Here is a 25,849-nt window from a genome sequence, read left to right on the forward strand (position 1 = left end):
ACCCTCCCCCACCCAGTTGCCTGCCAGCGACATCGCCAGGCCATCCACCCGCTTCGCATGCGTCGCCACCAGGCCGATGGACACGTTGTTGACCACGTTGCCGGTGTGGAAACCCGACGTGCTCAGCCCCGGCACCAGGGTGAGGCTGAACGGAATGTGCACTTCGTTCGCGTCGGCCTCCGCCTTCACCTCGGGCGCGCCTGCCGAAGGCGCATTGGCACCCTCAGGGACGACGGGCATGGAGGACGCGTCATTCGACGGCGCCACAGGGTTCACAGCGCCGGACGCTGACGCGCTCCCCTCGGGCGCCCCGGCGGCCAAGGTGTGGCTCACCGGTTGCTCCGCCGCGGCCACCAGCGGCGGGGCGGACAGCTCGCGCGCCACGCCCGGCCAATCGACAGACGCCGCTCCGCTCGCGGCGCTCGAGGACGGCCCGCCCGCCGTCTCCTCTGCGGAGGCCGAGAACGCCACCACCGCCGCCATCATCCCCGCGCACACCGAGACCTTGCGATTCATCGCCTGGACCTTCCTGGACTGTTTTGAATGCGGCCCGGCCCGCATCGCGCGGGCACCCGGGCCAGGAAAAATCAGCGGGAGGCGTCGTCGCCCCGCTCGTGCAAGAGAACACCGGCACCGCGCGGAACTGTCACCTGTCCACTTCAGCGCAGCCGCTAATATCGCGCGCCATGTCCTCCCGTGCCCCGTCCCGCCGCGACGTGCTCACCGCGACCCTGGGTGGCCTGCTCCTGCCCGGCGTCGCCGCCTCACAGCCCGCGAAGAAGGCCGCACCGGGCCCGTCCACCGTGAAGCCCCCGGAGAAAACCGCCGCGCCCTCGCGCGGCCGAGGAGCCGCCATGCTCACACGCCCCATTCCCAGCACGGGCGAAGCGCTGCCCGTCATCGGCCTCGGCACCTGGCAGACGTTCGACGCCGCACCGGGCGAGCGAGCGCCCCTGGCCGAAGTGCTCCGCACCTTCCTCGACTCGGGCGCGCGCCTCATCGACTCCTCGCCCATGTACGGCCGCGCGGAATCCGTGGTGGGCGAGCTGCTGCGGAAGCTCGACGCGGCGAAGACGCCCTTCCTCGCCACCAAGGTGTGGACCACCGGCAAGAACGAAGGAATCGCGCAGATGCGGGAGTCCATCCGGCGCATGGGCCAGGGCCGCATGGACCTGATGCAGATTCACAACCTCGTGGACTGGCGCACGCACCTGCCCGTCCTGCGCGAATGGAAGGCCCAGGGCGGCATCCGCTACCTCGGCATCACACACTACGCCCGCAGCGCCTTCGATGACCTGGAGCGCATCATCCGCGAGGAGAAGCCGGACTTCGTCCAGCTGCCCTACTCGGTGCTGGAGCGCGACGCGGAGAAGCGCCTGCTGCCCGCCGCCGCCGAGCACGGCGTGGCGGTGCTCGTCATGCAGCCCTTCTCCAGCGGCACCCTCTTCGAGCGCGTGCGCGGCCGTCCCCTGCCCGGCTGGGCCGCGGACCTCGACTGCACCAGCTGGGCCCAGGTGTTCCTCAAGTTCATCCTGGGGCACCCAGCGGTGCACTGCCCCCTGCCGGCCACCCGCAAACCCTCGCACGCCGCCGACAACGTGCGCGCGGGCTTCGGCCGGATGCCCGACGAGAAGCTCCGCGCCCGCATCGTGAAGGAGCTGGAGGGCTGAGCGGCGGCTACAGCTCCGGGTCCGGCGTGTACTGGAGCTCGCCCGTGGGCTCCAGCACCAGGCCCGTGCCGGGCTCGTCCGCTTCGTCGTCGCGGCCCACCTCCAGCACGGACTCCTTCGCGTCCCACTGGCCCAGGTAGTACTCGCCGCCCGCGGCCATGCAGGCGCGGCCTTCCGACACCACCGTCTCCACCACTTCCTTGAGGTCGCTGGTGGCGCGAAGCAGCGTCCACGACTTGCCGTCCTCCTTGAAGCCCTCCACCAGGTCCTTGAGCTCGGCGTCGCGAGGCATGCCGTCGGGCAGCGTCTGGCGCTCCCACGTGCGCGGCTCGCGCTGCGGCTGACGGGCCTTCCACGCGCGCGCCAGCGCCAGCAGCTTCTCCTCCGCCGCCTCTTGGAGCGCGTGCATCTCCTCGGGCAGGTCAATCTCCTCCAGCGCCAGCACCGCCGTCTCCAACTGCAGCGCCTTGAGGCTCCACTCGTTCCACGCCGTCTTCAGCATCCGAACCCTCGCTTTCCTGCCCGGCCACCTACCACAGGCCCGCCTGCCCTGGCGGCGGCCAACCCACCGCCATGTGCCCGCCGACCTCCACGCTGCCTACCTTGTGCTCCCAAGGGAGGCAGCGATGGCCAGGAAGAAAAAGGACACCCAAGATGTCACCGAGCACTTCGATGACCTCATCAAGGACATCAAGGTCGCGATGATGACCACCGTGGAAGCGGATGGCAGCCTGCGCAGCCGCCCCATGTGGACGCACGCACGAGACTTCGACGGAGAGCTCTGGTTCTTCACCCGCGAGCATTCCCCCAAGGTCGACGAGGTGACGCACGACCACCACGTCAACCTCGCGTACTCGGACCCGAGCCGGGACCGCTACGTCTCCGTGAGCGGCCGTTGCCGGCTGGTGCTCGACAAGGAGAAGGCCCGCGCGCTGTGGAACCCCACCCTCAAGGCCTGGTTCCCCGACGGCCTGGACGACCCCGAGCTCGCCCTGCTCTGCGTCCGCGTGGAGAAGGCCGAGTATTGGGACACGCCCAGCAGCCGCATGGTCCAGCTCACCGGCATGGTGAAGGCCGCCTTCACCGGACAGCCCTACGCACCGGGCGACCACCAGAAGCTCGACCTGGACGACAACGCCCCACTGCCCCACTGAGCCGGACGGGCCCACCGGAATGGGCCCGTCATCAAGGCAGGACGGCGCCTCGCGACGGCTCCGTCTCCCCTGTCCCACTGACACCTTCTTCATCCTTCAAGCAGGATGGGTCACCATCAACCCATGGCGAACCTGTCCGAGGAGTGTGCCGTGGATGTCGTCCTTCTGACGACCTGGTGTTTCTCTGACAGCGTCGATCGCCTCGCCTTGTACCTCGGGCTGGCCTGATCCATGAGTGCGGCGCCCTCGGGTGGTAAGAGCCGCCACGCTCATGACGTTGAAGTGCCGAACGCTTTAGAGTATCAACCATCCGCTTTCGAGATTTTCCGCATGCACGACCGGTATCGTACCGACCCGCATACGGCCGACTCGAATACGTCTAACGAAGGAACATCACGATGGAAAACAAGAGGTCGGTCGCGAAGCCGGACGGCAAGCTCGCGGTCCTGATTCCGGGTCTGGGCGCTGTGTCCACCACGCTGATGGCGGGTGTCGAGCTGGCGCGCAAGGGCAAGGGTCACCCCATTGGCTCGCTCACGCAGATGGGCACCGCCCGCCTGGGGAAGCGGACCGACGGGCGCACCGTGAAGCTCAACGAGCTGGTTCCTCTGGCGGAGCTGAAGGACGTTGCCTTCGGCGCCTGGGACATCATCCGTGAGGACGCGTACGAAGTGGCCGTGCGCTCGGGCGTGCTCAGCGACAAGCACCTGGAGGAGGTGAAGCCGTTCCTCCAGAGCATCAAGCCGAAGCAGGGCGTGCACGACCCTGAGTTCGTGCGCCGCATCGAGGCCAACCACATCAAGGCCACCAAGACGCACCGCGAGAGCATCGAAGCGCTGCGCCAGGACATCCGCGACTTCAAGAAGGAACTCAACGCGACGCGCGCCGTGATGGTGGTGTGCAGCAGCGTGGAGACCTTCCGTCCGCTGCCTGAGTCCTTCAAGACGCTGGCCGCCTTCGAGAAGGCGCTGGACGAGAACAGCCCGGACATCAACCCCACCGCGCTGTACACCTACGCGGCCATCAAGGAGGGCGTGCCCTTCGCGAACGCCACGCCCAACGCCAGCGTGGACACGCCGGCGCTCCAGGAGCTGGCCAAGCAGGAGTCGGTGGCCGTCGCCGGCCGCGACCTCAAGAGCGGCCAGACGATGATGAAGACGGTCATCGCGCCCGCGCTCAAGGCCCGCATGCTGGGTCTGGATGGCTGGTTCTCCACCAACATCCTGGGCAACCGCGACGGCGAGGTGCTGGACGACCCCGCGGCCTTCAAGGCCAAGGAAGTCACCAAGTCGAGCGTGCTGGACACCATCCTGCAGCCCGATGTGTACCCGGAGCTGTACAAGAAGTACGCGCACAAGGTGGCCATCCACTACTACCCGCCCCGCGGCGACGCGAAGGAGGGTTGGGACAACATCGACATCACCGGATGGCTCGGCTATCCGATGCAGATCAAGGTCAACTTCCTCTGCCGCGACTCCATCCTGGCCGCGCCGCTGGTGCTGGACATCGCGCTGTTCCTGGACCTGGCCAAGCGGCTGGAGTGGCGCGGCATCCAGGAGTGGATGTCCTTCTACTTCAAGACCCCCATGGCGCAGCCGGGTCTGCCGGTGGAGCACGACCTCTTCATCCAGCTCACCAAGCTGAAGAACACGCTGCGCGTCGTCGCGGGCGAGGACCCCATCACCCACCTCGGGCTCGACTATTACGGAGATGACCTCCCGCTCTCCAAATAAGGTCACCGCGCTCACGTGGCTCTCCACCGTCCTGGGGTTGAGCCACTTGACGCTGGTGTACGCCACCGGCCGGCTGCGGTGGGACCACGTCGCGGCGGACGCGCTGATTCTGGGGGTGGCCTGGTCGGGCCCCCGCCTTCAGCGCTTCCTCCGCGGTGGGCTCGCGCTTTGGCTGACCGGGATGCTGCTGGACAGCCAGGGTCTCTGGCTGTTCCTGCGGGGCCCCATCCACACGGGCGACCTGTGGGAGCTGGAGCGCCAGTGGTTCCCGGCGCCCGGCGGCACCCACTGGCCCGAATGGTGGGCCACGCGCTTCACCCCGGCCTTGGACCTGCTGTGCGGCTTCGCCTACGCGGCGTACCTGTACGAGGTCTTCATCCTGGCCATCTTCTTCTTCGTGAAGAAGGACTCGCTCTTCGAAAGGCTGTGCTGGGGCTTCCTGGCGGCGAACGCCATTGGCGTCGTCATCTACGTGCTCTACCCCGCCGCGCCGCCCTGGTACGTGCTCCAGTACGGCCCGGGACCGGCCGACCTGGCCGCGCCCCCCAACCCCGCGGGGACCGCCCGTTTCGACGAGCTGCTGGGCATCAGTTATTTCGCGAGCTTCTACTCGCGCAGCACCAACGTGTTCGGGGCCATGCCCTCACTGCACGCGGCGTACCCCTTCCTGGTGATGCTGTTCGTGTGGTCGCGCGGCTGGGCGTGGCGCATCTCCACCGGGCTGTTCGCGTTGCTCGTCGCCTTCTCCGCCGTATACCTGACGCACCACTACATCCTGGACGTGCTCGCGGGCCTGGGCGTGGCGGCGGTTGCATTCCTGGTGGTCGAAAGCGTCTACGCCCGTTGGACGGCCACCGCCCCGTGGGCCGTGTCGTTGACTACAAGAGGAGACACCCGTGCTTGAGAACCTGATGGCGTGGTTGACCGGAAACCTGTCTCCGTCCGCCCGCATCTGGACGGCGCTGGCACCGGCCATCGTCGCCTGCACGTACTTCATCGGCGGCTTGCTCCTCTTCTGTATCCGCTGCGCCTTCAAGGGCATTCCCCGCGACGAGGAGACGCTCAAGCGCGGCAGCAACGGGCTGGTGGGCTTCTTCCTGCGGCACTACTTCTTCTGGGTCATCCAGCCGCTGTGGGCGGTGATTCTGCGTTCCGGCCTGCCGGCCAACGCGCTGTCCATGCTGTCGGGCCTGCTGGGCATCTCTTCCGGTGTGGCGGTGGCGGCGGGCCGCTTCGCGCTGGGCGGCTGGCTCTTCCTGTTCGCAGGCATCCTGGACGTGATGGACGGGCGCATCGCCCGCACGCGCAAGGAGGCCAACCCCGCGGGCGCGGCGCTGGACTCGGTGCTGGACCGGTACGTGGACTCGGCGATGCTCATGGGTCTGGCCTGGTACTACCGGGACACCTGGGTGCTGCTGCCCGCGCTGATGGCGCTGCTCGGCTCCTCGCTGGTGCCCTACGTGCGCGCCAAGGGCGAAGGCCTGGGCGTCAACGTGCGCGACGGCGCCATGCAGCGGCTGGAGCGGGTGCTCTTCATGGGCGCGGGCACGGCGCTGTCGCCCATCCTGGAGGCCGTCTTCTGGCCCGAGGAGAAGCACCCCATGCACTGGCTCGCGGTGGTGGGGCTCGTCTTCGTGGCCGTCATGAGCAACGTCACGGCGCTCTCCCGCTTCCGCAACCTGGTGAAGGCGCTGGCGCCCAAGCGTCAGGAGGCGCGCTCCGGCAAGGCCATCATCGGGCTCAACGCCCTGGCGGGCGCGGTGGCCACGGCGGTGGACTTCGCGCTGGTGCTGGCGCTGGTGGAGTGGGCGGGCATGCTGCCCGCCTGGGCCACGGTGCTGGGCTGCGGCCTGGGCGCGGTGGTGAACTACTCCATCAACCGGGTGCTCACCTTCAAGAGCAACGGCCCGGTGGCGCGGCAGTTGGCGCGCTACTCGGTGGTGAGCGGCACCAGCGCGCTGCTCAACGCGGGCGGCGTGGCGCTGCTGACGCTGCACCCGCAGCTGGCCTATGCGCTGGGGTGGTGGCTGGTGCGCGGCGTGGTGTACTTCGCGTGGAACCTGCCGCTGCAGCGGGACTACGTCTTCAGCAACGACGCGGCGGCTTCCGAGGACGCGCTCATGGAGCAGCGCCCCCATGCGGCCTGAAGGGCGCCTCCAGGCGCTGAAGGGCCTGGCTGTGGTCACCGCGCTCGTGCTGCCCTCGGTGGCGGCGGCGGGCGCGGTGCTGGAGCCGAAGCTGTCCCCCAGTGACAACTACGGGGAGAACTTCACCTTCATCGGCGACCTGGACGGCGGCACCTTCATCTTCGTACAACTGACGGTGACGAACATCGGTCCCGGCTCGCGCACCGGACTGTGCCGGACCACGGTGCTGACGCCGGGGCAGAAGGCCTGGTCTGCGCAGACGAAGGTCAAGGCGCGCGACTGGCGCTATGACAAGGAGAGCTCCACGCTGAAGATGGGGCCGTGCTCGGCCCGCTCCGCGGATGGGGCCACGCGCGTGGAAGTCCCGCTGGATGGCGGGCGGGTGCTGCTGGAGTACGCCGCGCCCATGACGCCCCAGGGCCAGGAAGGCACCGAGGTGGAGGTGGGCAAGGACCGCTACCACCACGAGGTGACGCTGGCCTTCAGCGCGTTGAAGGCGACGGTGAAGCGGCCCAAGGGCGAGGACGTCGTCTACACGGGTGGCGGGTACGCGGACCACACGCGCTCCACCATTGCGCCAGCGAAGCTCGCGAAGCGGTGGGTACGCTTCCGGGCGCTGCTCGGCGGCGAGAAGCTGGTGCTGCTGGCGCGTGAGGGGCAGGACGGTGAATACGGCCCTGTGTACGCGTGGGAGGAAGGCGCCAAGGCCCGCTTGCTGGAGCACTTCACGCTCGCGCGGGAAGGCGTGAAGGAGCGGAGCTCGTGGACGGTGGAGCTGTTCGCGGATGGCTCCTCTGCCATGGTGCTGCGCTCCACCTCGCTGATGCAGCGCAGCGCGCCAGTGGAGGATTTGGGCGCGGTGCTGGGTGGGCTGGTGCGCTCGGTGGTGGGCTCGCCGGTGACGTACCTGCACCGGGCGGTGCTGGAGCGTGAGGGCAAGGCACCGGTGACGGGCCTGATGGAAGTGACGCTCGAGGGCGACCTGTGAGTTTTGCTTTGCTGCGGGAAGTGCACCACGTGCCGGGTGTGCGCGGCTGGGTGCGCAAGCAGGTGCTGCGCTCAGTGGCGCGCTGCGTGGAGTGGACCACGAAGCTGCCGGGGCGCGGGCTGAACGTGTCTCAGGTGAATGACTGGCTGTACGTGGGTGGCGCGGTGCCTCGCTCGCGGTACGCGGAGCTGAAGGCGCGCGGCATCACCGCGGTGATTGACGTGCGGGGCGAGCGCTGTGACGACGCGGAGGCGTTGAAGGCGCTGGGCATCGAACTGCTGAACCTGCCCGTGACGGACCGCTATCCGCCGTCGGTGGAGCAGCTGATGCGGGGTGTGGAATGGGCCCTGCCCCGGCTAGAGCAGGGCGGCACGCTGTATACCCACTGCGAGCACGGCGTGGGCCGAGGCCCGCTGGTGGGGTTGGCGGTGATGGTGGCGCGCGGCTGGGAGGCGCCGACCGCGTACCGCGAGCTGCGGCAAGCGCGGTGGCAGTCCACGCTGAATGACCGGCAGCTGAACGGGCTCGCGGACTTCGTCGCCGCGTGGCAGGCACGGACGTCCGAGCGGGCGGCGTAGGCCGCGCCCAGCTCAGTCTCGCTTCAAGATGACGCCGTCATCGCTGATGGCATAGCTCGCGCCAGGGTCCATGACTTCCGGCCCCAGGCCACAGCGCTCCTGCTCCCTGGGCGTGAAGTGAACGAAAGTCATCTTCTCGCCCCGCTGGAGCCAGGCGTCATACGTCTCGATGCGATAGAGACACTGCGTCATGGCATCCGCGTTCTTGGGGGGCTTCGTTCCGGGAGGCAGGAAGTCCTCCATCGCGAGCTGGAGCGCCTTCAACTGAGTGCCATCCACGGTGGTCGAGGCTTCCTTTGTCCACTCCGGGAACTGGATACCGGCGGAGACCTCGGGCGGCGCAACTGGCGTCTTGGACCGCAGGTACATGCATCCACTCATGAGGCTCATGAGGATGATGAAGCCGACTGGTTTCATCTACGTAGCCTCCAGTTCGACTGCTGTCGATGCCAGCTCGTTTCCCACTCCGTGGCGGTCAATGGGTCCCCATTGGCCAAGTGTATGAGGACAGAGGAAACATCCGGAAGTTCGAGGGCATGGGCTGGCACGTCGAATGATGGGAACCTCGTCATGAAAATGCTTCCGCTGGTCGCACTCATTGCCTGTTCCAGCCTGCTGCACGGCTGCGCCCTGTTTGGCTACTACAAGCTCCCCAAAGCCGAGCGGGCATCGCCGGAGGAGGCAGCGAAAGTGACGTTCCCTGACTCGATGGAGCAGGGAACGCACCTGGACGGTCCAGCGATGGCGGCACTCGAAGTCGCGATGAACGACTTCCTTCCCCCGGACGCCAAGGCAGAGGCCCGCACCGAGGAACTGGCACGGTGCCTCTCACAGCGAAGCACCTACGACGTGACGGTATTGAAGCACGACGACCAGCTCTACTTCGTCAGCTTCCTTCCCAGGCTTTCCCGATGCGGAATCGAGCTCGACGCTCCCATCATGGACGCGGGCGCGACGTATGCCATCGACGGGCACGGGCGGATTCTGAGCGAGCTCTAGCTCGCTCGTGCAGACGCTACGGCCCGCTGAAGAGTGCGAGGCCACGCGACAACCAGGCGCGAGCCCTGTCCTCCACGGCATACGTGAAGCCGTCGCGCGAGCCTCGGGCGTACACCTCCTGGTAGCCCGCCGGTGCGTCCGGCACTGCATTCCCGAGCCACAACGTCTGCACGGCGCCGCCCTCCTCACTCACCTCCACGGAGGCCACGGGCGGAGACAGGCCCGCCTGCGCGTCCTGCACCGCCGCGTCGAGGAGCCGCGAGGCCTCGAGCCGCTGAAGCCAGAGGAGATGAGCCTCCACCTGTGACGCGTCGAACCGGAAGGACTCCGGTGGCGACTGCGGCTCACGCTGCACCCAGCCCTGCGCTTCCTTCGCCACCACCACCGTCGTGTCACCGGCCTGGATGCGCACCTGGCTCACCTTCTCCAACGCGAACCGCAGCAGGAGCAGGTCGCGGAAGTCCACCAGTCGCTTGCGCACCTGCGATGCCGCCACCGCGGACACCTCGTACACCCGCGCATCACCCTCCAACTGGACGAAGACGGTGTCCTTGGACTCCGACGCACGGCTCAGCCGCAACACCACCGTCTTCCCATTCTTGAGGCGCGCCTCCACCGTGTCATGCGCCTGGGTGAGCGCGGCCTTCGCCTCCGTGGCGGCCTCCCCCGCGAGCACGTCCTGCGCCTCGACCTCCAACAAGTCCCGCACGACCTGTTCGACCACGTGCGAGCTGAACCGGAAACCCTCCGGCACCTGCGTCCCCTCCGCGAGCCGCCAGCCGCCGGGCGCGCCATTCGACGTCACCGTCACCGGCGCTTCGTCCCCGACTCGAAACACCAACTGCGTGATGTCCCCGGGCGCCCCCCGCACCAGCCGCGCGTCACGCCAGTCCATGACACGCCGACGCCACAACCAACCCAACAACGAGGGGTGCTCGAAGACGTCCGCGTTGGCCGCCTTGCGCACGTAGGTTCCACCATTCGGCGCCCCATCCTTCCCGAGCACCAGCTCCAGCGGAGGGCGGCCCTCCTGGAGGATGCGGACCTTCAGCCCGCGCGCATCATCCAGCCAGAACTCGTTCAGCCGGTCGGCCTCGCCGGTGACGAACTTCGCCCCGGCCACCCGGGCCAGGGACTCCAGCGCGCCCTTCACCATCGCCTCATCCGCCAGGAAGTGGCTCTCCGGCGAGCCCGGTTCCGCGACCGTCCACCCACTGCCGTCCCGTTGCAGCGTGGCGCGGCGGACGCCCGAGAGCTCCAGCCCGGAGACGCGGGCCGGGTCGAAGCCCGACAGGTCCAACTGGCGTCCACGACCGCTGGCTTCCGGCTGCCCCGGCGGCTGCTCACCGGCGACGAACATGAACACGAGCAGCAGCACGGCTGCGCCAACGACGATGACCAGCGCCTTCTTCATGGCTCTCCCTCGGCTCCGGGCCCAGAGCGAACCCTTACTTCACCCCCACACGTCTCGGCATCCCCCTCCGTGACTTTCGGAGGGGACCGCTCATGGAGCCCCGGCCGTCGCCTTGCGCCGCCACGCGGCCGGCGTCACCCCGTGGACGCGGCGGAACTGACGGATGAAGTGCGTCACGTCCGCGTAGCCCACGCGCTCCGCGATGATGTCCACGCGCTCGTCCGTGCCACGCAGCCGGCGGCGTGCCTCCGCCATCCGGCACTCCAGAATCCACTCGCCCACCGTGCGGCCCGTCTCCTGCCGCACCACGCCCGCGACGTGCGCGGAGGAGCGCCCCAGCGCCTTCGCCACCTGCGCGAGCGACAGCGGCTCCAGGCAGTGCGTCTCGATGTACGTGAGCGCCTTGCGGCTCAGCCCCAGGGACGGCGGCTCGCTCGCGCCTGTCTGGACCGTCATGCGCTCCAGCTCGATGAGGACCAGCCGCAGCAGCGAGCGCGCGGCTTCCTCGCCCCCCGGCTCGTTCCGGGCCACCTCCTCCGACAGCAGGCGCATCCACCGCGCCAGCCTCCGTCGCTGCGGCAGCGTGGGCCGCAGCACGGGGTGACAGCCCTTGCGCACCCGCAGCAACGGCCCCAGGCGGTTCGCGGCCCCACCGTCCTCGCCCAAGGCATCCGGATGGAAGGCCACGCCCCACCCTTCCGCGTTCGAAGCGCCGGCCCCGTGCGCATCTCCGGGCGGAATCAGGTGGACGTCTCCCGCCCGAACCACCAGGTCCCCCGCGTGCCGCATCTTCGACTCGCCTCGCGTCACCAGCATCACCACGGCGTAGGCGTGCACGGCGGTGGCGCGCCCGTCCCGAGGGTGGACCTGAAGGCGCCCCGCCCATATCGGCAGCCGCCCTTTTTCGAAGTCCAGGCGCGACGACGAATCGGGCCCCCAGGGCGGCGGTCGTGGCTCGGGCGGCATCACCCCTTCGTAGCGAGCGAAGCCGCCGGGCTCAACCCTGAGCAGGTCCATGCGCGGCGCCCGCCCGTTCCAGGTTCAGGTCATGGTTCAACATGCCCGCCGCCATCATCCCCGCGGACGCGGCCACGATGGCCGCCTGCGCCCGGGTGCCGAGGTCCCCCGCCGCGTAGATGCCCGGCACCGACGTCTCGCCCGGGCCCTTCAGCTTTACGAAGCCCTCCTCGTTCAGCTCGAGCCCCAGCCGCTGCACGAGCGACGACTGCCGCTGGGGTGGACGGTCGAAGAGAATCTCCCGGGGCACCCGGGTACCGTCCTCCAGCTCCACCGCGTCCAACTTCTCCCCGGCCGCGATGAAGCCGCGAATACGCCGCGTCTCGAGCCGAACCCCCGCCTTCTCCAGCAGCGCACGCTTGTCGGCGGGCACCTCGAAACCGTCCATGGCGAACACCACCAGGTCGCGGGTCCACCCCGTCAACATCACGGCGAAGTCGAGTGACACCTCGTTCGTGGCCAGCACGCCCCAGGCCCGGTCCTGGATTTCCCAACCATGGCAGTACGGGCACTGGAAGATGGCCTTGCCCCACAAGTCGCTGTAACCGGGCAGCTCGCGCATCACGTCCACCATCCCCGTGGCCAGCAGCACCCGGCGGGCCTCCACCACGCCGCCCCCTTCGAGCGCCACGCGGAACACCGTCCCCGCGCGCTCGACGTCCAGCACCCGCGCCTCGCGCAGCTCCACGTCATAGGGGCGCATCTGCTCCCAGGCGACACGCCGGAACTCCCGGGGCGGGATGCCATCCCGCGTGAGGTAGGTGTGCACCTCCTCTGCTGCCGCGTTCCGAGGCGTCCCCGCGTCGCACACCAGGACCTTCTTGCGGCCACGCCCCAGCGCCAGCGCCGCGCTCAAACCCCCGGGGCCACCACCCACCACCACCACGTCCTTCACGTCCTTGCGCTCCATGTCATCCGTCCTCGTCGCGTCCATTGCGTGTCTGCAGCCCAGGGGCAGCACGGCACCGGCCAGTCCCAGCCCGGCGAGGGCCAGGGCCTCACGGCGCGTCCACGCCGCCCGATTCGCCATGGAGAAGTGCTAACCGGCGGCCCCCGGCCCCGGGAGGGCGCGGCTTCACGCCGAATCGGCGGATTCGCGCGTTCGTTGCGGCCCCCCTCGAGCGGCGCCACGGCGGGCGGCCTGACACCAGGGTGTGGCTGGCGGGCCGCAGTCCGAGCCTCCAGGCCCTGGTACGCGCGTTGCTATCCCAGCCCTCATCAGGAGGACGTCATGCGCTACGCCATGGTGCTGGGAGTCACGCTGGCCTCGTTCGGGGCCGCCGCCGAGGAGCGGTGGACCGCGCCGTACCAAATTGAAGCGTTCTCCGGCCGCACCGCCCGCGTCGTCCTGGGCGAGCATGCGCCGGAGGACGTGGCCTCACGGCTCCAGGTCATGACGCTCGTCGGCACGCAGGGCATGGCGGTGGCGCGCTTCCAGCGGACGGAGGCCGTGTGCACGGGCGAAGAGGGCGTGGACCTGCCGCCCGTCTGCCACACCGTGGGCGTCTACACACAGGCGAAGGGGACGCCGGACATCGGTGAGCACATCGTGGCCCTGGCGGGCACCGTCACCGGCACGGTGAGCATGCCCGCGCCCAAGACGGCGCGGGAGCGTCCTGTCCCGGGGCAGTGGACCTCGGACGCGTTCGAGCATCCCGTGGACGAAGGCTCCGAACCCTTCACGCCCGCGGGCTTCCCCGCCCCTGGCTACCGGTGGAAGACCTCGCCCGAAGGGCATGTGACGCTGGAGTCCAGCCGCGATGGCCAGAACGACGACACACGCGTCCCGCTGGACTCGTGCATTCAGGAACGACAGGGCCCCTTCACCCGGCTGGAGTGCTTCCCGGGCGCGCCACACATCGCGCCGGGCGACTCCCCTGGCGCATCCCTGCTCTACGTCGACCGGCGGCCACTCGTCGTCAGCTTCGCGGACTACGGCGAGGCCAGCACGGAGCTCGTCGCCTCACTGCGCGTCGGCGGCGACACGCAGTACCTGGTCCACGTGGGACTCAAGGGGCAGGCCGTCACCGGGCTGCTCTTCCGCGAGGGGAACGCGTGGCGCCTCCTCCTGCGCCCCGCGGACTATCCCGTCATCGGGTGCTGAAGCACGCGGCGACTACCAGCGCCGCTCCGGCTCCATGGCCGCAGGCCTGCGATTATCGGTGGGCTCCAGCCCGCTCGCCGTGGAGCACCGGCACACCTCACAGCCGCGCTCGCGGTCCATGGTGCAATTCACCCCGGTGACACACGTGAGGTTCCGAGACTCGGCACAGCGCGTCTCGCCCCTCTTCTCCTCGCGCTCCGAACCGTGACGGCAGCCGGCCAGGGCCGCCGCTCCGACGGTCGCCAGCATCAGCCACCGCTGCCCACTGCTCCGCATCCACATCCGCGTCATCGCCCACCTCACGGCACTCATATCGAGCGAAGCAGCCAGCGGCCAGCGACCCTCACGCCTCCGGCGCGGGCTGCTCCGTCTGCTCTTCCGAGGACGTGCTGTGCTTGCGGCGCCAGCGCTCCACCATCAGCAGCAGCGACGGGAAGCCCAGCAACACGATGATGAGGTTGATGCCGAAGCCCAGGTTGGCCAGGTCACCAATGGAGTTGAGGCCCGGATGCTTCGCCAGGATGAGCGCGACGAAGCCGATGGCGCTCGTCAGCAGGCCGCCCATGATGGCCCGGCCTGTCTCCGCGTACACGGAGACGAAGTCCGCGCCGCGCTCGCCCAGCCGCTGCACCAGGTGCACCCCCGCGTCCACCGTGGTGCCCACCAGCACCGGCAGCACCATGATGTTGAGGTAGTTGAACTGCAGCCCCAGCAGCGACATCAGCCCCACCAGGCCGACGACGGACAGCAGCGTGGGCAACATGCAGATGAGCGCGGTGCGCAGCTTGCCCAGCGTCAGCCACATGGCCACCAGCACGCTCAGCACCGCCGCCGCGAGGATGCGCGGCCCTTCGCGGGACACCATGTCCAGGATGTCCGCCAGGATGAGCGCCTCACCCGCCGCCGACACCTGACTGCCGTCCGGCATCTGCAGGCCACGCACTTCCTTGGCGAACTTCCGCGTGCCCTCGCCGTCCGACAGACTGACGCCACCGGCGTACACCAGCACCACGCCGCCCGTGCTGCCATCCAGGCTCTCGAACTGGTGCCGCACGCTGGTAGGCAGGGCCTCCTGGGTGAAGGGCTTCGCCTTCGCCATGTTCAGCGCGCGCACCAGCGTGTTGCGCGTGTCCTCGGGCAGCCGCTCCGGGTCCAGCTTCTCCAACTTCGCGGAGATGGCCTGGAGGATGGCCTGCTTCTCGTCCTGCCGCTTGGGGACCAGGTCATCCAGCGCGCCCACGAAGTCGATGGTGGACTCCTTCCCCCGCGCCGCCTTGCGCGCCTCCAACTGGCGCACCACCTCGCGCTCCATCTCCTGCGAATCGGTGAGCACCACCACCGGCGTCTGCGAGTAGCCCAGGATGTCGTTCACCTTCTGGTCCAGCACCGCTGACGCCTGCTTGTAGTCCTCCAGCGTGCGCGAGTCGTAGTTGAACGAGATGCGGTACGCCTGTGACACCAGCGCCAGCACGCCCACGCCCACCACGATGCCCACGCCCCGGTAGGAGCGCGGCAACCAGCGAGCCAGCAGGCTCAGCGGCCCGGCCGCCCCCTCTTGCTGCACCCGCGGCGACCAGCCGAAGCGCGTGGCCAGCCCCAGCAGCGCGGGCAGCAGCAGCACGTAGGAGAAGATGCTCACCAGCATGCCCACCGCGGCGATGATGCCGAACTCGCGGAACGCCCTGAACTCCGACATGGCCAGGCTGAGGAAGGTGAGCGCCGCCACCAGCGCCGCGATGAGCGCGGAGAAGCCGGTGTGCCGGAAGGACTCATCCACTGCTTCCTCGGAGTTCATCCCCTCCGAGCGCAGCGTCGTGTAGCGCCCCAACAGGTGGATGCCGTGCTCCACACCCAGACCGCCCAGCACCGCCGCGAGGAAGCCCGTCAGGAGGTTCACCTGCCCGTAGGCCAGCCCCACGAAGCCGTACGTCCAGCCCAGGCCCGCCATCACTGGCGCCATGGTGAGGCCCACCGACAACGCGCTGCGGAAGTGGAAGGCCAGGTACGCCAGCAGCAACACCATGGCCAGCGTGGACGCGCTCGCCAGGTCGCCAACGATGACGCGCTGCTGATCAATCTTCTTCTTGAAGGTGCCGGTGACGGCCGTCTTGAAGCCGGGCCCGTACTTCGACAGGTCCTGCTGCGCCAGGAAGTCCTCCACCTGGCCCACGACCTTCTTCGAGTAGTTCAGGTCCGCGGCGCTGCCCCGAGGCTTCGCCATCAGCACCACCATGCGCTCGGTGGGGTTGATGTAATAGAGGTCGCCCTGCCCGGAGAGACGCTGGTTGGCGCGGCCGGTGTACTTCTGCTCGATGTCAGCAAAGTCCACGGACGGAGGGTCCTCCTCCACCAGCGAGACGAAGAGCGGATTGGCCTGCTGCTTCTCCCAGAGGATGCGCGCGTCGATGCGCTCCTGGATGGTCTCCAGGTCCTCGACGTCCACGTAGTAGAGCGAATGCTCGTCGAAGAAGGACCGGGGCCGCTGGTGGGAGACGTAGCGAATCTCCGACAGCGCCCCGAGCTTCGGCGCCATGTCGTCCGCGAAGCGCTTGAGCACCTCCGGATCCGCGCCCATCCCCACCACCACCACGTTGCCCTGACCGCCGAAGCGCTTGCGCAGCTTCTCGATGTCCTGAACGCTGGGGAAGTTCTTCGGCAGCAGTCCCACGAAGTCCGCGTTGAGCGTCAGCGTCCTGGCGAAGTACGCGCCGAGCACGGTGAGCACCAGAGCCAGGAGCAGCGCCTGGAAGGGCTTCCGGTGGTTCCGCACCGCCAGGCGGCCCATGGCGCCTTCGAACCGCTCCGACCAACGCTTCTCACTCATGCTTGCGACACCTGCATCTGTTGACTGGCCGAATCGCCGGACACCTTGGGCACGCGCTAACGGGAGAGTCAACGCGTTTATGCCGTGAGGCGGAAAGTAAGGCTGCGAATCACCTGCCTCATGTAATGCACCCCTTGAGCGAATGCTCGCCTGCTTGTGACACCCGACACGCCGCCGCCCTGGAGGATGTGACGGGTTGGATGGCCTCCATCCGCGCTGTTGGCTGGCCCTACCCGGTGGGCAGACAAGCAGACGTGGACGTCTGCATCGCACCCCCACCGTGGTCACGTTCCCCGGCGACACGGGCTCGCGCATGCGAGCACACGAGGGAGGGGAAGCCGCTCCGCCCTCCGCGCGACCGGGAGGTCCGGGGCCGCGGGTGGTGGCCGCGAGCCGATGATGGGACCGCATCCGAACGACACGACACCTCCGGGCGAGCCGCGTTGGATGGGGCGCGTGGAGCGCGCACTGGGCGCGATGGCCGCGCACAACCACCGGCGTCCGGTGTTGGCGTTGCTGCTGGCGCTGGTGCTGGCCGCCCTGGGTGGCTTCCTCGCGCGAGGACTGCACCTCAACGCCAACCTCGTGGACCTGCTCCCGTCCTCCTTCGAGAGCGTGCAGGACCTGCGGGAGCTGGAGCGCCGCTTCGGCGCGCTCGGCTGGGTGGCGGTGGTGGGGGAAGGCGCGGACCCCGAGTCCCTGAAGCGCTTCGCGGATGACCTGGCGCCCAAGCTGGAGGCCCTGCCCGGCATCCGCTTCGTCGAGGCGCAGCGCCCCGGCGCCTTCTTCCGCGACCGGGCCCTGTACTTCCTGTCGGAAGAGGACCTGCGGGAGGTGCACCGCCGCCTGGATGCGCGGCTCCAGTGGGAACAGCAGCAGGCCAACCCGCTCTACGTGCCGCTGGTGGAGGAGGAGCCGCCGTCCCTGGACTTCTCCGACCTGGAGGCGAAGTACGCGGGCGGAGCCGGACAGCGGCTGTCCACCAGCCAGGGAGACTACTACCTGGATGAGGGCCAGCGCCGCATCGTGCTCCTGGCCAAGCCGGACACCACGTCCGCGGACCTGGGCTTCTCGCGCAAGGTCACCGATGAGGTGCGCGGGCTGCTCGCCGCGCAGGACCTGTCGAAGTACGGGCCCGGCTTCAAGGTAGACATCACCGGCACCTTCCAGAAGAAGCTGGACCAGCAGAAGCAGATTGCGCGCGACATCGGCGTGGCCTCGGCGGTGGCCACCGCGCTGATGCTGCTCTACCTCCTCTTCCACTTCCGCAGCGCGCTGGCGGTGGGGCTGGTGCTGACGCCCGTGGGCGCGGGCCTGGCGTGGACGTACGGCCTGGTGGCGCTCGTCTTCGGCGAGGTCAATCTCCTGACGGGCTTCCTGGGCGCCATCCTCGGAGGGCTGGGCCTGGAGCACGGCATCCACCTGCTGGGGCGCTACCTGCACCTGCGCGGCGAAGGCCACACGTCCGAGGACTCCACGCGCGCGTCCTTCACACACACTGGCGGCGCGGCGCTCGTCTCCGCGCTGGTGGCGGCCGTCACGTTCTTCGTGCTGGGCACCTCGCGCTTCCGCGCGTTCCGTGAGTTCGGCGTCATCGCGGGCGTGGGCATGGTGGTGCTCATCGCCGCCTACGTGCTGGTGCTGCCCGCGCTGCTGGGCCTGGCCTCGCGCTGGGGGTGGACACCCCGGCGCTCCTCCGTCATCACCGCGCGCTCCCCCACGGGCCAGTTGCTGTTACGCCGCCGGCACGTCATCACCGCCGTGTCCGCCGTGCTGCTGCTGGGGCTGATGAGCCAGACGGGGCGCGTGCGCTTCGACTTCGACTTCGGCTCGCTGGAGGACCAGGACCTGCCGTCCTTCACGCTGGACCGCGAGGTCAACCGGCTCATCGGCTATTCGCAGACACCGGTGGTGGTGCTCACGCAATCGCCCGAGGAGGAACAGGCGATGGTGGAGCGGCTCCACGCGCGGCAACGCGAGCGAGGCAAGGACTCCACCATCGACTTCGTGGCCTCCCTGTCCTCGCTGGTGCCCGAGGACCAGCCTCGCAAGCAGCGCGTCCTCCAGGACATCTCGCGGCTGCTGGAGCGCGTCCCGGAGGACCGGCTGGATGCACGGCAACGGGAGCAGGTGGCGTCGCTGCGCAGGCAGGCGGCCTCACCGCCCTTCACCCGTGACGACCTGCCGCCGAGCGTCCAGCAACAGTTCCTGGGCCGGCAGGGCACGTCGGGGGGCTTCGTCATGGTCTACCCGTCCGTGAACCAGTCGGACGGGAGGGCGGTCCGCACGCTGGCGCGGGAGGTTCGCGGCGTGGGGACACCGGAAGGCACGCGCGTCTCCGCGGCCGGCGAATCCATGGTGATGGCGGACATCCTCGACATGGTGACGCACGAGGCACCACGCATCCTCGGCGGCACCACGCTGGCGGTATTGCTGGCCATGTGGCTGACGCTGGGCGGCCTGCGCATCGCCCTGCTGTGCATGGCGCCCACCGTGGTGTCACTGGTGGCGCTGCTGGGGCTGATGCCGCTGCTGGGGCTGGAGTTCAACTACCTCAACATTCTCGTCATCCCGATTCTCATCGGAACGACGGTGGACGCGGGGGTGCACCTGCTGACGCGCTTGTCGTCACCGGGCCATGACTTCGTGTCGGTGTATTCGGAGACGGGGAAGGCCATCTGCGGCGGCTTGCTGACCAGCGCGATGGGCTTCGGTGCGCTCTTCCTCGCTGACCACCCGGGCCTCAACTCCATTGGCGCACTTGCCAATCTGGGCTTCGCCACCAACCTCCTCATCATGCTGGTGGCCTTCCCGGCCCTGCTGCTGGTGCTGTCGGAGCGCAGGCTGAAGCGCCATTCCGCCCGAAAGGAATCGCAGAAACGGGAGCCGCCGCGCCATTCGGGGCGCGGCGAGCCCACGCACGCAAGCTGAAACACACACACCCACGACGGAGGGAGCAGCATGGCGAAGCAGATGAAGCGGGGTTGGATGTGGGCCGGAGCACTGGCGGGTACTCTGGCGTTGGGAACCGCGTGTAGCGCGACGGAGGCTCCGGTGCAGGTGGCGCAGGTGGACCCGTCCACCGGACAGACGGTGACGCCGGGCACTGCGCCGGGCAACACCACGCCGGGCACGGGCCCCGGCACGACGCCGCAGACGGGCTCGACGAACACGAACCCCAACACCCTGCCCCCGGCGACGAACCCCAACACCCTGCCCCCGGGAACGTCCACGACGACGCCGGGCACGGGCGGCTCCGGCGCTACGGGCACCACGCCCTACAACACGGGCGCGGAGGGCTCCACGTCCACCGTTCCGGGCACCACGCCCTACAACACGGACGCGGGCACGGGCGGCTCCGGGGTGCTGCCCACGCCAGGCATCGGCACCACGCCCGAACTCGGCGCCCCGACGGGCACCGGGACATCCAACACCGTCCCCGCGCCTTCCGGCGTCGTGAACGACGGCGGCACCGGCTTCTAGCCCTCGCGGCGTCACCCTGAGGCAGCGCCCCATCCGGCACCGCGGGACTCGCGGCGCCGCGGATGGGGCGTTGCCATGCTGGACAGGCGCGCCCGCGCCTGCTTTGTCCCGCGGGCATGGAGACCCTCGTGACGCGCGTGTTGACGCTGCGCGTGGGCATGCCCCGGGAGCTGGGCGTGGCCGGCGCCGCCTCGCCGCTGGAGCGGCCCTGGACCAGCGCCATCTTCAAGGAGCCGGTGACGGGCCCGGTGTGGCTGTCACGCACGGGACTCGCCGGAGATGGGCAGGCGGACCGCAAGGTCCACGGCGGCCCGGAGAAGGCGGTCTTCGCCTATCCCGTCACGCACTACGACTTCTGGCGCGAACGCCTGGCGCGCGCCGACGTGGGCCCCGGCGCCTTCGGTGAGAACTGGGTGCTCTCCCAGGTCACGGAAGCGGACGTCTGCATCGGAGACGTGCTGCGCGTGGGCGGCGCACGCGTGCAGGTATCCCAACCTCGCCAGCCCTGCTGGAAGCCCGCGCGCCGCTGGGGACAGCGCGACCTGTCGCTGTTGCTCCAGCAGACCGGCCGCACCGGCTGGTACTACCGCGTGCTGGAAGAAGGGCCCGTCCAGGAAGGCGACGCGGTGGCGTTGCTCGAGCGACCCTTTCCCACCTTCACCATCGCCTTCGCCAACCACGCCATGCACGGCCACGCGCCGGAGGACGCCGCGCTGCTGGCGGAGTGTCCCTTGCTGACGCCGAACTGGCGTGACTCGCTCCGCAGACGCGCGCAGGGCAACCGCGGAGACGACCGCCTGCGGCTGGTGGGCCCCAACAGCGCCGACTGAAAGACATTGCCCGCACGGCAAGCCGTCCCCGCGTCTCATTTCCGCCGCCGCCTGAAGGGCAGGCGGCCATGGGAGGGGCCTCTAGCAGACCGCCCATCGGCTGCTCACGTTCCCGGCCAGCAGCAGTCAGACACAAACCGACCGGAGAACGAACCATGACGAAGTTCCTCAAGACGAAGGCCGTCCTTGCCTCTCTCGCCGCCGGTGCCCTCGCATTTGGCACCGCCTGTAAGTCCGACTCGGGCGCGACCCGAGAAACGACAGACACCACTGACACCAGCGGCATGGGCACGATGAGTGACCCGAACACCGGCACGAGTACAGACACCAGCACGGACACCACGACACCACCTGGCACGGGCGGCACGGGCATGGATGACCCGGCCCTGTCGCCCGATTCGGAGACCGTGGACCCGAACAGCGTGGACCCCAACGCGAACCCGACGCTGAACCCAGGCACCGGCGGCCCCGGCACGGAGGTGGACCCGAACCTCGACCCGGACATGAGCAGCGAGCCGGGCACGGGCGGCGCGGGTGACGTGGAGCCGCTCGACAACACGGACACCGATGAGCTGGATGCCGCTGACGACTCCAGGCTGGAGCCGGGTACCGGCGGCAGCGGCATGACGGACCCGGACACCCGGATGACGCCGCCCACGCCGCTCCCGGAGACGGGCTCGACGCGCTAGGCCGGCCCTCACTTCACCGCAACAAGACGATGCCCGCGGAGACCATGCCGCGGGCATTGCCCTTTGTGGCGCAAGACATGACGGCGAAAGAAGAGATGATGCCCGCGGCGCCTGTGCCTAGGGCATCGCCCCGTGTGTCATCAGCGTGGAACTCAGCTCACGCTGAAGCCCGGATACGGCTGCGGTGACTTCACCGGCTCGATGATGCGTTGGCTGCCACCCGTCCCCGGCGTGCCGGCGGGACCACCCTCCGGCTGCAGCGCGGGCGGACTGCCGCGCGGCGAGCGCTGCTCGTCCTCGGTGTCTGCATTCCGGTCAGGCGCGGTGGGTACGGCTTCAGGTGGAATGTGCAACACGTCCTTCTTGCTCATGGCGGCCTCCTTTCCTCCAACCTGGGGCCCCCCTCCGAAATGGGCACCTGGCATCTGGCCGCCTGCCTGAACGGATGCTTATGACTTTCTCTTGGAGACCCGCACACGGCCCGCCGTATGGATGAACCCACGCCTGCCGTGCGTGACCACGTTGAGGACGAGCGGGCAGCCACTGCCCGTCAGTGGCACCTTCAAGGAGAGCCACGCTGAAATAGTCAAACGAACCTGAACCTCGGTTCAAAAGCTGGGTGGGATGCGATGAGCGTGAAGTTGGCATTGGCCGGCAGGCGACGGAGAAGCGAACACCTGTTCTCTCCTCCTGAGGGCCCCATCCCCTGGCTCCAGCGGATGTCGTCGTGGTTCCACGAGCACCATGGCGAGCTGCTCGAAAGCGCCGTACTGGGCACCGGCCCCCTGGGTGCCCCCACGCTCCGGCTGCGGCTGCATCCGGCGGCGGGCGAGGTCGTGTTGGCGGCCACCTCGGGCGCCCACGTCTCCGTGTCCGCGGAGACGTCCGCCGTGGGCCCCGGCTACCACCGCTTCCTCTGCGACACGCTGAGAGCCATGGGTGACGCGCTCGGCATCCTCTGGGCGGAGGGCCGCGCGTCCTCAAAGGGGGGTGACCCCACCGGCTACTTCCACACGGGAGACGCCGGGCCCGTGGATGTGCACATGCTGGCGTCGCTCCAGGAAGCCGTGGGGTGGGTGCTGCGCATGCGCCGTCAGGGCGAGTCCGGCTTCGCGCTGTCCATGCGCTTCGGCCACACCTTCGAATATCCCGGTGCACTGCTGACGCCGCTGGGGCCTCGCGACGCACGCTGGCTGGTGGACGTGTACGAGGACCCGCGCAGGGGCATCGACGTGTTCCCCTGGTGGACGCCGGGCATCGACGCGCGCATGCGGCTCAATCGCGCGCGGTGCCGCCTGTGGACGGACGTGGTCTGGCGGCCACCGCTGCTGGACGACGAGCGCCACCTGATGCGCGACGTGGCCCGCCTGCTGGAGCAGGCCTGGCGCGAGGACCCGTCCCTGGCCTATCCGTGGCGGGAGTGGCAGGAGGTGCTCGGCTTCCTGGGCGTGGGAGGCACCCTGGCCGAGGAAGTCCACCAGCGCGCCTCGCAGGCATCTGGCGGCCCGCCCATGGGCTACCGGCGCGGCGAGGTCCAGGTGGCGCTGCCAGCGGGCTGGGAGATTCGCATCCCGGGGTCGCTCGCGGAGGCGCACCTGCAGGATGGAACCTGGGTGGCCCGGGACCATCGGCGCAGCGTGCGCTTCGTCCCCTTGGAGGACGGTGGCGCCGACAGCCTCATGCCCTCCTTCATGGAGCGCCGCGCGATGGACCTGGAGCACCACGGCAAGCGGGTCAGCGGACGGGCCTCACTCCGCATGGAACCGGGCGAGTGCCGGCTGACCGCCCTGTGCACCTCGGGCAAGCGCCGCGCCCTGTGTGTGGTGAGCTTCGACGACCCGGACGAGCAGGACTGGGCGCTGGGGACCTGGCGCTCACTGGACCACGCTGTCGCCGCGTGACGCTTGCCAGCCCAGAGGTGCCATCCCACATTGGGCAGGCCTTTCCATCAGAATCGAGAGCCTGCAATGAGTAGGGAAGTCTGGCCGGGCAAGCCCTGGCCTCGTGGCGCCACCTTCGATGGTTCAGGGGTCAACTTCGCCATCTACTCCCAGGTCGCGACCCGCGTGGAGGTCTGCCTGTTCGACCCCGCGGACCCGGCGCGCGAAATCGAACGGTTCGGCCTGCCGGAGTCCACGGACTTCGTGCACCACGGCTACGTGCCGGGCTTGGAGCCAGGCACGCTCTACGGCCTGCGCGTTCATGGCCCGTACGAGCCCGCCAAGGGCCACCGCTGCAATCCGCACAAGCTGCTGGTGGACCCCTACGCCAAGGCGCTCTACGGCGACGTGGACTGGCGCCAGCCGGTGTTCGGCTATCCACTGGGGCACGAGCAGCAGGACCTGGCGCGAGACGAACGCGACAGCGCGGCGGGCGTGCCCAAGTCCGTGGTGGTGAGCGACTACTTCGACTGGGGCAATGACCGGCGCCCGGACATCAGCTGGCGCAAGACGGTGCTGTACGAGGCTCACGTGCGCGGCCTCACCATGCGCCACCCCGGTGTGCCCGAACACCTGCGTGGCACCTACGCGGGCCTGGCCTGCCCGCCCGTCATCGAGCATCTGCTGAAGCTGGGCGTGACGTCGGTGGAGTTGCTGCCGGTGCATGCCTTCGCGGACGACTCGTTCCTCGACGACAAGAAGCTGTCCAACTTCTGGGGCTACAACACGCTGGGCTACTTCGCGCCGGAGCAGTACTACGCCAGCCGCAAGACGCCCGGCGCCGCCGTCGCCGAGTTCAAGGCGATGGTGAGGGACCTGCACGCCGCGGGCATCGAGGTCATCCTCGACGTCGTCTACAACCACACCTGCGAGGGCAACCACCTGGGGCCCACGCTGTCACTCAAGGGCATCGACAACGCGAGCTACTACTGGCTGATGCCGGACGGGCGGCACTACCTGGACTTCACCGGGTGCGGCAACAGCATCAACGCGTCCAACCCGCAGGCGGCGCGGCTCATCATCGACAGCCTCCGCTACTGGGTGACGGAGATGCACGTGGACGGGTTCCGCTTCGACCTCGCCACGGTGCTGGGCCGCACGGGCGAGGGGGCGTTCGACCGCAACGCGGCGCTGTTCCAAATCATCCACCAGGACCCGGTGCTCGGCCGCGTGAAGCTCATCGCCGAGCCCTGGGACGTGGGCCTCGGCGGCTACCAGGTGGGCGGCTTCCCTCCGCCCTGGCGCGAGTGGAACGGCAAGTACCGGGACGCACTGCGCCGCTTCTGGAAGGGGGATGAGAACCTCGCCAGCGAGATGGGCTACCGGCTTACGGGCAACGCGGACCTGTACGCGGAGGCACACCGGCGGCCCCAGGCGAGCATCAACTTCGTCACCGCCCATGACGGCTTCACGCTGCACGACCTGGTGACGTACAGCCACAAGCACAACGAGGCCAACGGCGAGCACAACCGTGACGGCGCGGACGACAACCAGTCGTGGAACTGCGGCGTAGAGGGCGAGACGGACCAAGCGGACGTCATCGCCCTGCGCGAGCGGCAGAAGCGCAACCTGCTGGCCTCCCTCTTCCTGTCCACCGGCATCCCGATGATTGTCGCGGGTGACGAGATGGGCCGCACGCAAGGTGGCAACAACAACGCGTACTGCCAGGACAACGAGCTGTCGTGGGTGGATTGGAACCTGGATGAGCGGCGGCGGAAGCTGCTGGAGTTCACGCGCAAGCTCATCCACTTCCGCCACCGCCAGCCGGTGCTCCAGCGCCGCCGCTTCTTCAAGGGCCAGCACCTGTGGGACTCCGAGCACAAGGACCTGACGTGGTTCCGGCCGGATGGCTCGGAGATGAAGGCGGAGGACTGGGAGAAGCCCTTCGTGCGCTCGCTGGCGTTCCTCCTGGGCGGAGACGCCATCCCCACGCCGGACGAGCGCGGGCAGCGCATCATCGGCGACGCGCTGCTGATACTGCTCAACTCGCACCATGAGCCGGTGACGTACAAGCTGCCCCCCACCGCGCAGGGCCAACGCTGGGAACTGGAACTCTGCACCACCGACGACAACCGGGGACCGGAGCCGGTGAAAGGTGAGACGTTCGAGCTCATCGGCCGCTCGCTCGCGGTGTTCCGGCAGGTCGAGGACTGAGGCAGATGCCGCATGCTAGGGTTCTCCGCCGAGGCCTTCCCCGGCGGGTGCGGCATGCCGGCGCCGGAGCGTGTGCCTGAGCGAAGCTGGTCCGCCGCCAGGGCGCTCGCACGAGCCGGAGGAAC

23 protein-coding genes and 1 pseudogene are annotated in these 25,849 nt (G+C 69.0%); 15 read left to right on the top strand and 9 right to left on the bottom strand.

The window, feature by feature from the left end; translation table 11 throughout:
- A pseudogene (locus FMP39_RS26775) lies at nt 1-516 on the bottom strand (hypothetical protein); the annotation flags it as partial.
- Nucleotides 517-686: 170 nt separating this feature from the next.
- Between FMP39_RS26775 and FMP39_RS26780 the strand changes: the two are divergent.
- The gene (locus tag FMP39_RS26780; RefSeq protein ID WP_141592987.1) at nt 687-1,670 is read left to right on the top strand and encodes an aldo/keto reductase; all 984 of its coding nucleotides are present in this window, start codon (nt 687-689) and stop codon (nt 1,668-1,670) included.
- A 7-nt stretch (nt 1,671-1,677) separates the two neighbouring features.
- Here the strand turns inward: FMP39_RS26780 and FMP39_RS26785 are convergent, their stop codons facing one another.
- The gene (locus FMP39_RS26785; RefSeq protein WP_090486584.1) at nt 1,678-2,172 is read right to left on the bottom strand and encodes a hypothetical protein; all 495 of its coding nucleotides are present in this window, start codon (nt 2,170-2,172) and stop codon (nt 1,678-1,680) included.
- Between the two features lie 124 nt (nt 2,173-2,296).
- Here FMP39_RS26785 and FMP39_RS26790 point away from each other — a divergent pair, with 124 nt between their 5' ends.
- The 6 genes from FMP39_RS26790 (at nt 2,297) to FMP39_RS26815 (ending at nt 8,270) form a co-directional block, all read left to right on the top strand.
- Nucleotides 2,297-2,824 carry a pyridoxamine 5'-phosphate oxidase family protein gene (locus FMP39_RS26790; RefSeq protein ID WP_141592988.1) on the top strand — a complete coding sequence of 176 codons (528 nt, stop codon included), beginning with the start codon at nt 2,297-2,299 and terminating at the stop codon, nt 2,822-2,824.
- Nucleotides 2,825-3,222: 398 nt separating this feature from the next.
- A complete protein-coding gene (locus tag FMP39_RS26795; RefSeq protein WP_141592989.1) occupies nt 3,223-4,557 on the top strand; it encodes an inositol-3-phosphate synthase in 1,335 nt (444 codons plus the stop codon).
- Nucleotides 4,535-5,461, top strand: a complete 927-nt coding sequence (locus FMP39_RS26800; RefSeq protein ID WP_141592990.1) for a phosphatase PAP2 family protein — start codon at nt 4,535-4,537, stop codon at nt 5,459-5,461. Before FMP39_RS26795 ends, FMP39_RS26800 begins: the two co-directional genes overlap by 23 nt.
- Complete coding sequence (locus FMP39_RS26805) at nt 5,454-6,704, top strand: GtrA family protein (protein WP_141592991.1); 1,251 nt, start codon at nt 5,454-5,456, stop codon at nt 6,702-6,704. The genes FMP39_RS26800 and FMP39_RS26805 overlap by 8 nt, the downstream gene beginning before the upstream one ends.
- Nucleotides 6,694-7,692: a hypothetical protein gene (locus tag FMP39_RS26810; protein ID WP_141592992.1), complete on the top strand. Its 999-nt coding sequence runs from the start codon at nt 6,694-6,696 to the stop codon at nt 7,690-7,692. Before FMP39_RS26805 ends, FMP39_RS26810 begins: the two co-directional genes overlap by 11 nt.
- The gene (locus FMP39_RS26815) at nt 7,689-8,270 is read left to right on the top strand and encodes a dual specificity protein phosphatase (protein WP_011550581.1); all 582 of its coding nucleotides are present in this window, start codon (nt 7,689-7,691) and stop codon (nt 8,268-8,270) included. The genes FMP39_RS26810 and FMP39_RS26815 overlap by 4 nt, the downstream gene beginning before the upstream one ends.
- A 12-nt stretch (nt 8,271-8,282) precedes the next feature.
- On the opposite strand, the gene FMP39_RS26820 is transcribed toward FMP39_RS26815, so the two are convergent.
- Nucleotides 8,283-8,687, bottom strand: a complete 405-nt coding sequence (locus tag FMP39_RS26820; protein WP_141592993.1) for a hypothetical protein — start codon at nt 8,685-8,687, stop codon at nt 8,283-8,285.
- Nucleotides 8,688-8,840: 153 nt separating this feature from the next.
- Between FMP39_RS26820 and FMP39_RS26825 the strand changes: the two genes are divergently transcribed.
- Nucleotides 8,841-9,269, top strand: a complete 429-nt coding sequence (locus tag FMP39_RS26825; protein ID WP_141592994.1) for a hypothetical protein — start codon at nt 8,841-8,843, stop codon at nt 9,267-9,269.
- Between the two features lie 16 nt (nt 9,270-9,285).
- Here the strand turns inward: FMP39_RS26825 and FMP39_RS26830 are convergent, their stop codons facing one another.
- From FMP39_RS26830 to FMP39_RS26840, 3 genes are all read right to left on the bottom strand, one after another.
- Nucleotides 9,286-10,683 carry a DUF4340 domain-containing protein gene (locus FMP39_RS26830; protein ID WP_141592995.1) on the bottom strand — a complete coding sequence of 466 codons (1,398 nt, stop codon included), beginning with the start codon at nt 10,681-10,683 and terminating at the stop codon, nt 9,286-9,288.
- 90 nt (nt 10,684-10,773) lie between these two features.
- Nucleotides 10,774-11,700 (bottom strand): AraC family transcriptional regulator, encoded by a 927-nt coding sequence (locus FMP39_RS26835; protein ID WP_141592996.1) that lies wholly within the window; start codon nt 11,698-11,700, stop codon nt 10,774-10,776.
- Nucleotides 11,681-12,730 carry an NAD(P)/FAD-dependent oxidoreductase gene (locus FMP39_RS26840; RefSeq protein WP_141592997.1) on the bottom strand — a complete coding sequence of 350 codons (1,050 nt, stop codon included), beginning with the start codon at nt 12,728-12,730 and terminating at the stop codon, nt 11,681-11,683. Before FMP39_RS26840 ends, FMP39_RS26835 begins: the two co-directional genes overlap by 20 nt.
- 201 nt (nt 12,731-12,931) lie before the next feature.
- Between FMP39_RS26840 and FMP39_RS26845 the strand changes: the two genes are divergently transcribed.
- The gene (locus tag FMP39_RS26845; protein WP_141592998.1) at nt 12,932-13,804 is read left to right on the top strand and encodes a hypothetical protein; all 873 of its coding nucleotides are present in this window, start codon (nt 12,932-12,934) and stop codon (nt 13,802-13,804) included.
- Nucleotides 13,805-13,816: 12 nt separating this feature from the next.
- Here FMP39_RS26845 and FMP39_RS26850 read toward each other — a convergent pair whose 3' ends face one another.
- Nucleotides 13,817-14,116 carry a hypothetical protein gene (locus FMP39_RS26850; RefSeq protein ID WP_141592999.1) on the bottom strand — a complete coding sequence of 100 codons (300 nt, stop codon included), beginning with the start codon at nt 14,114-14,116 and terminating at the stop codon, nt 13,817-13,819.
- Between the two features lie 31 nt (nt 14,117-14,147).
- Nucleotides 14,148-16,628: an RND family transporter gene (locus FMP39_RS26855; RefSeq protein WP_141593000.1), complete on the bottom strand. Its 2,481-nt coding sequence runs from the start codon at nt 16,626-16,628 to the stop codon at nt 14,148-14,150.
- 399 nt (nt 16,629-17,027) lie between these two features.
- Here FMP39_RS26855 and FMP39_RS26860 point away from each other — a divergent pair, with 399 nt between their 5' ends.
- The 4 genes from FMP39_RS26860 (at nt 17,028) to FMP39_RS26875 (ending at nt 21,630) form a co-directional block, all read left to right on the top strand.
- Complete coding sequence (locus FMP39_RS26860) at nt 17,028-19,559, top strand: RND family transporter (RefSeq protein ID WP_228558367.1); 2,532 nt, start codon at nt 17,028-17,030, stop codon at nt 19,557-19,559.
- 30 nt (nt 19,560-19,589) lie between these two features.
- The gene (locus tag FMP39_RS26865) at nt 19,590-20,111 is read left to right on the top strand and encodes an Erp protein (protein ID WP_141593001.1); all 522 of its coding nucleotides are present in this window, start codon (nt 19,590-19,592) and stop codon (nt 20,109-20,111) included.
- A gap of 116 nt (nt 20,112-20,227) precedes the next feature.
- Entirely contained in the window at nt 20,228-20,941 is a 714-nt protein-coding gene (locus FMP39_RS26870; protein ID WP_141593002.1) for an MOSC domain-containing protein, read from the top strand.
- Nucleotides 20,942-21,096: 155 nt separating this feature from the next.
- Nucleotides 21,097-21,630 (top strand): hypothetical protein, encoded by a 534-nt coding sequence (locus tag FMP39_RS26875; RefSeq protein ID WP_194858576.1) that lies wholly within the window; start codon nt 21,097-21,099, stop codon nt 21,628-21,630.
- A gap of 152 nt (nt 21,631-21,782) precedes the next feature.
- Here the strand turns inward: FMP39_RS26875 and FMP39_RS26880 are convergent, their stop codons facing one another.
- On the bottom strand, nt 21,783-22,001 hold the full coding sequence (locus FMP39_RS26880; RefSeq protein ID WP_228558360.1) for a hypothetical protein: 219 nt from the start codon (nt 21,999-22,001) through the stop codon (nt 21,783-21,785).
- Between the two features lie 258 nt (nt 22,002-22,259).
- Here FMP39_RS26880 and FMP39_RS26885 point away from each other — a divergent pair, with 258 nt between their 5' ends.
- Both FMP39_RS26885 and glgX read left to right on the top strand, forming a co-directional pair.
- Nucleotides 22,260-23,531 carry a hypothetical protein gene (locus tag FMP39_RS26885; protein WP_141593005.1) on the top strand — a complete coding sequence of 424 codons (1,272 nt, stop codon included), beginning with the start codon at nt 22,260-22,262 and terminating at the stop codon, nt 23,529-23,531.
- A 66-nt stretch (nt 23,532-23,597) separates the two neighbouring features.
- Nucleotides 23,598-25,724: a glycogen debranching protein GlgX gene (glgX, locus tag FMP39_RS26890; protein WP_141593006.1), complete on the top strand. Its 2,127-nt coding sequence runs from the start codon at nt 23,598-23,600 to the stop codon at nt 25,722-25,724.
- Nucleotides 25,725-25,849: the final 125 nt, after the last annotated feature.

It is taken from the genome of Myxococcus sp. AB056, assembly GCF_006547365.1.
In the GTDB taxonomy this organism is placed as follows: Bacteria; Myxococcota; Myxococcia; order Myxococcales; family Myxococcaceae; genus Myxococcus; species Myxococcus virescens.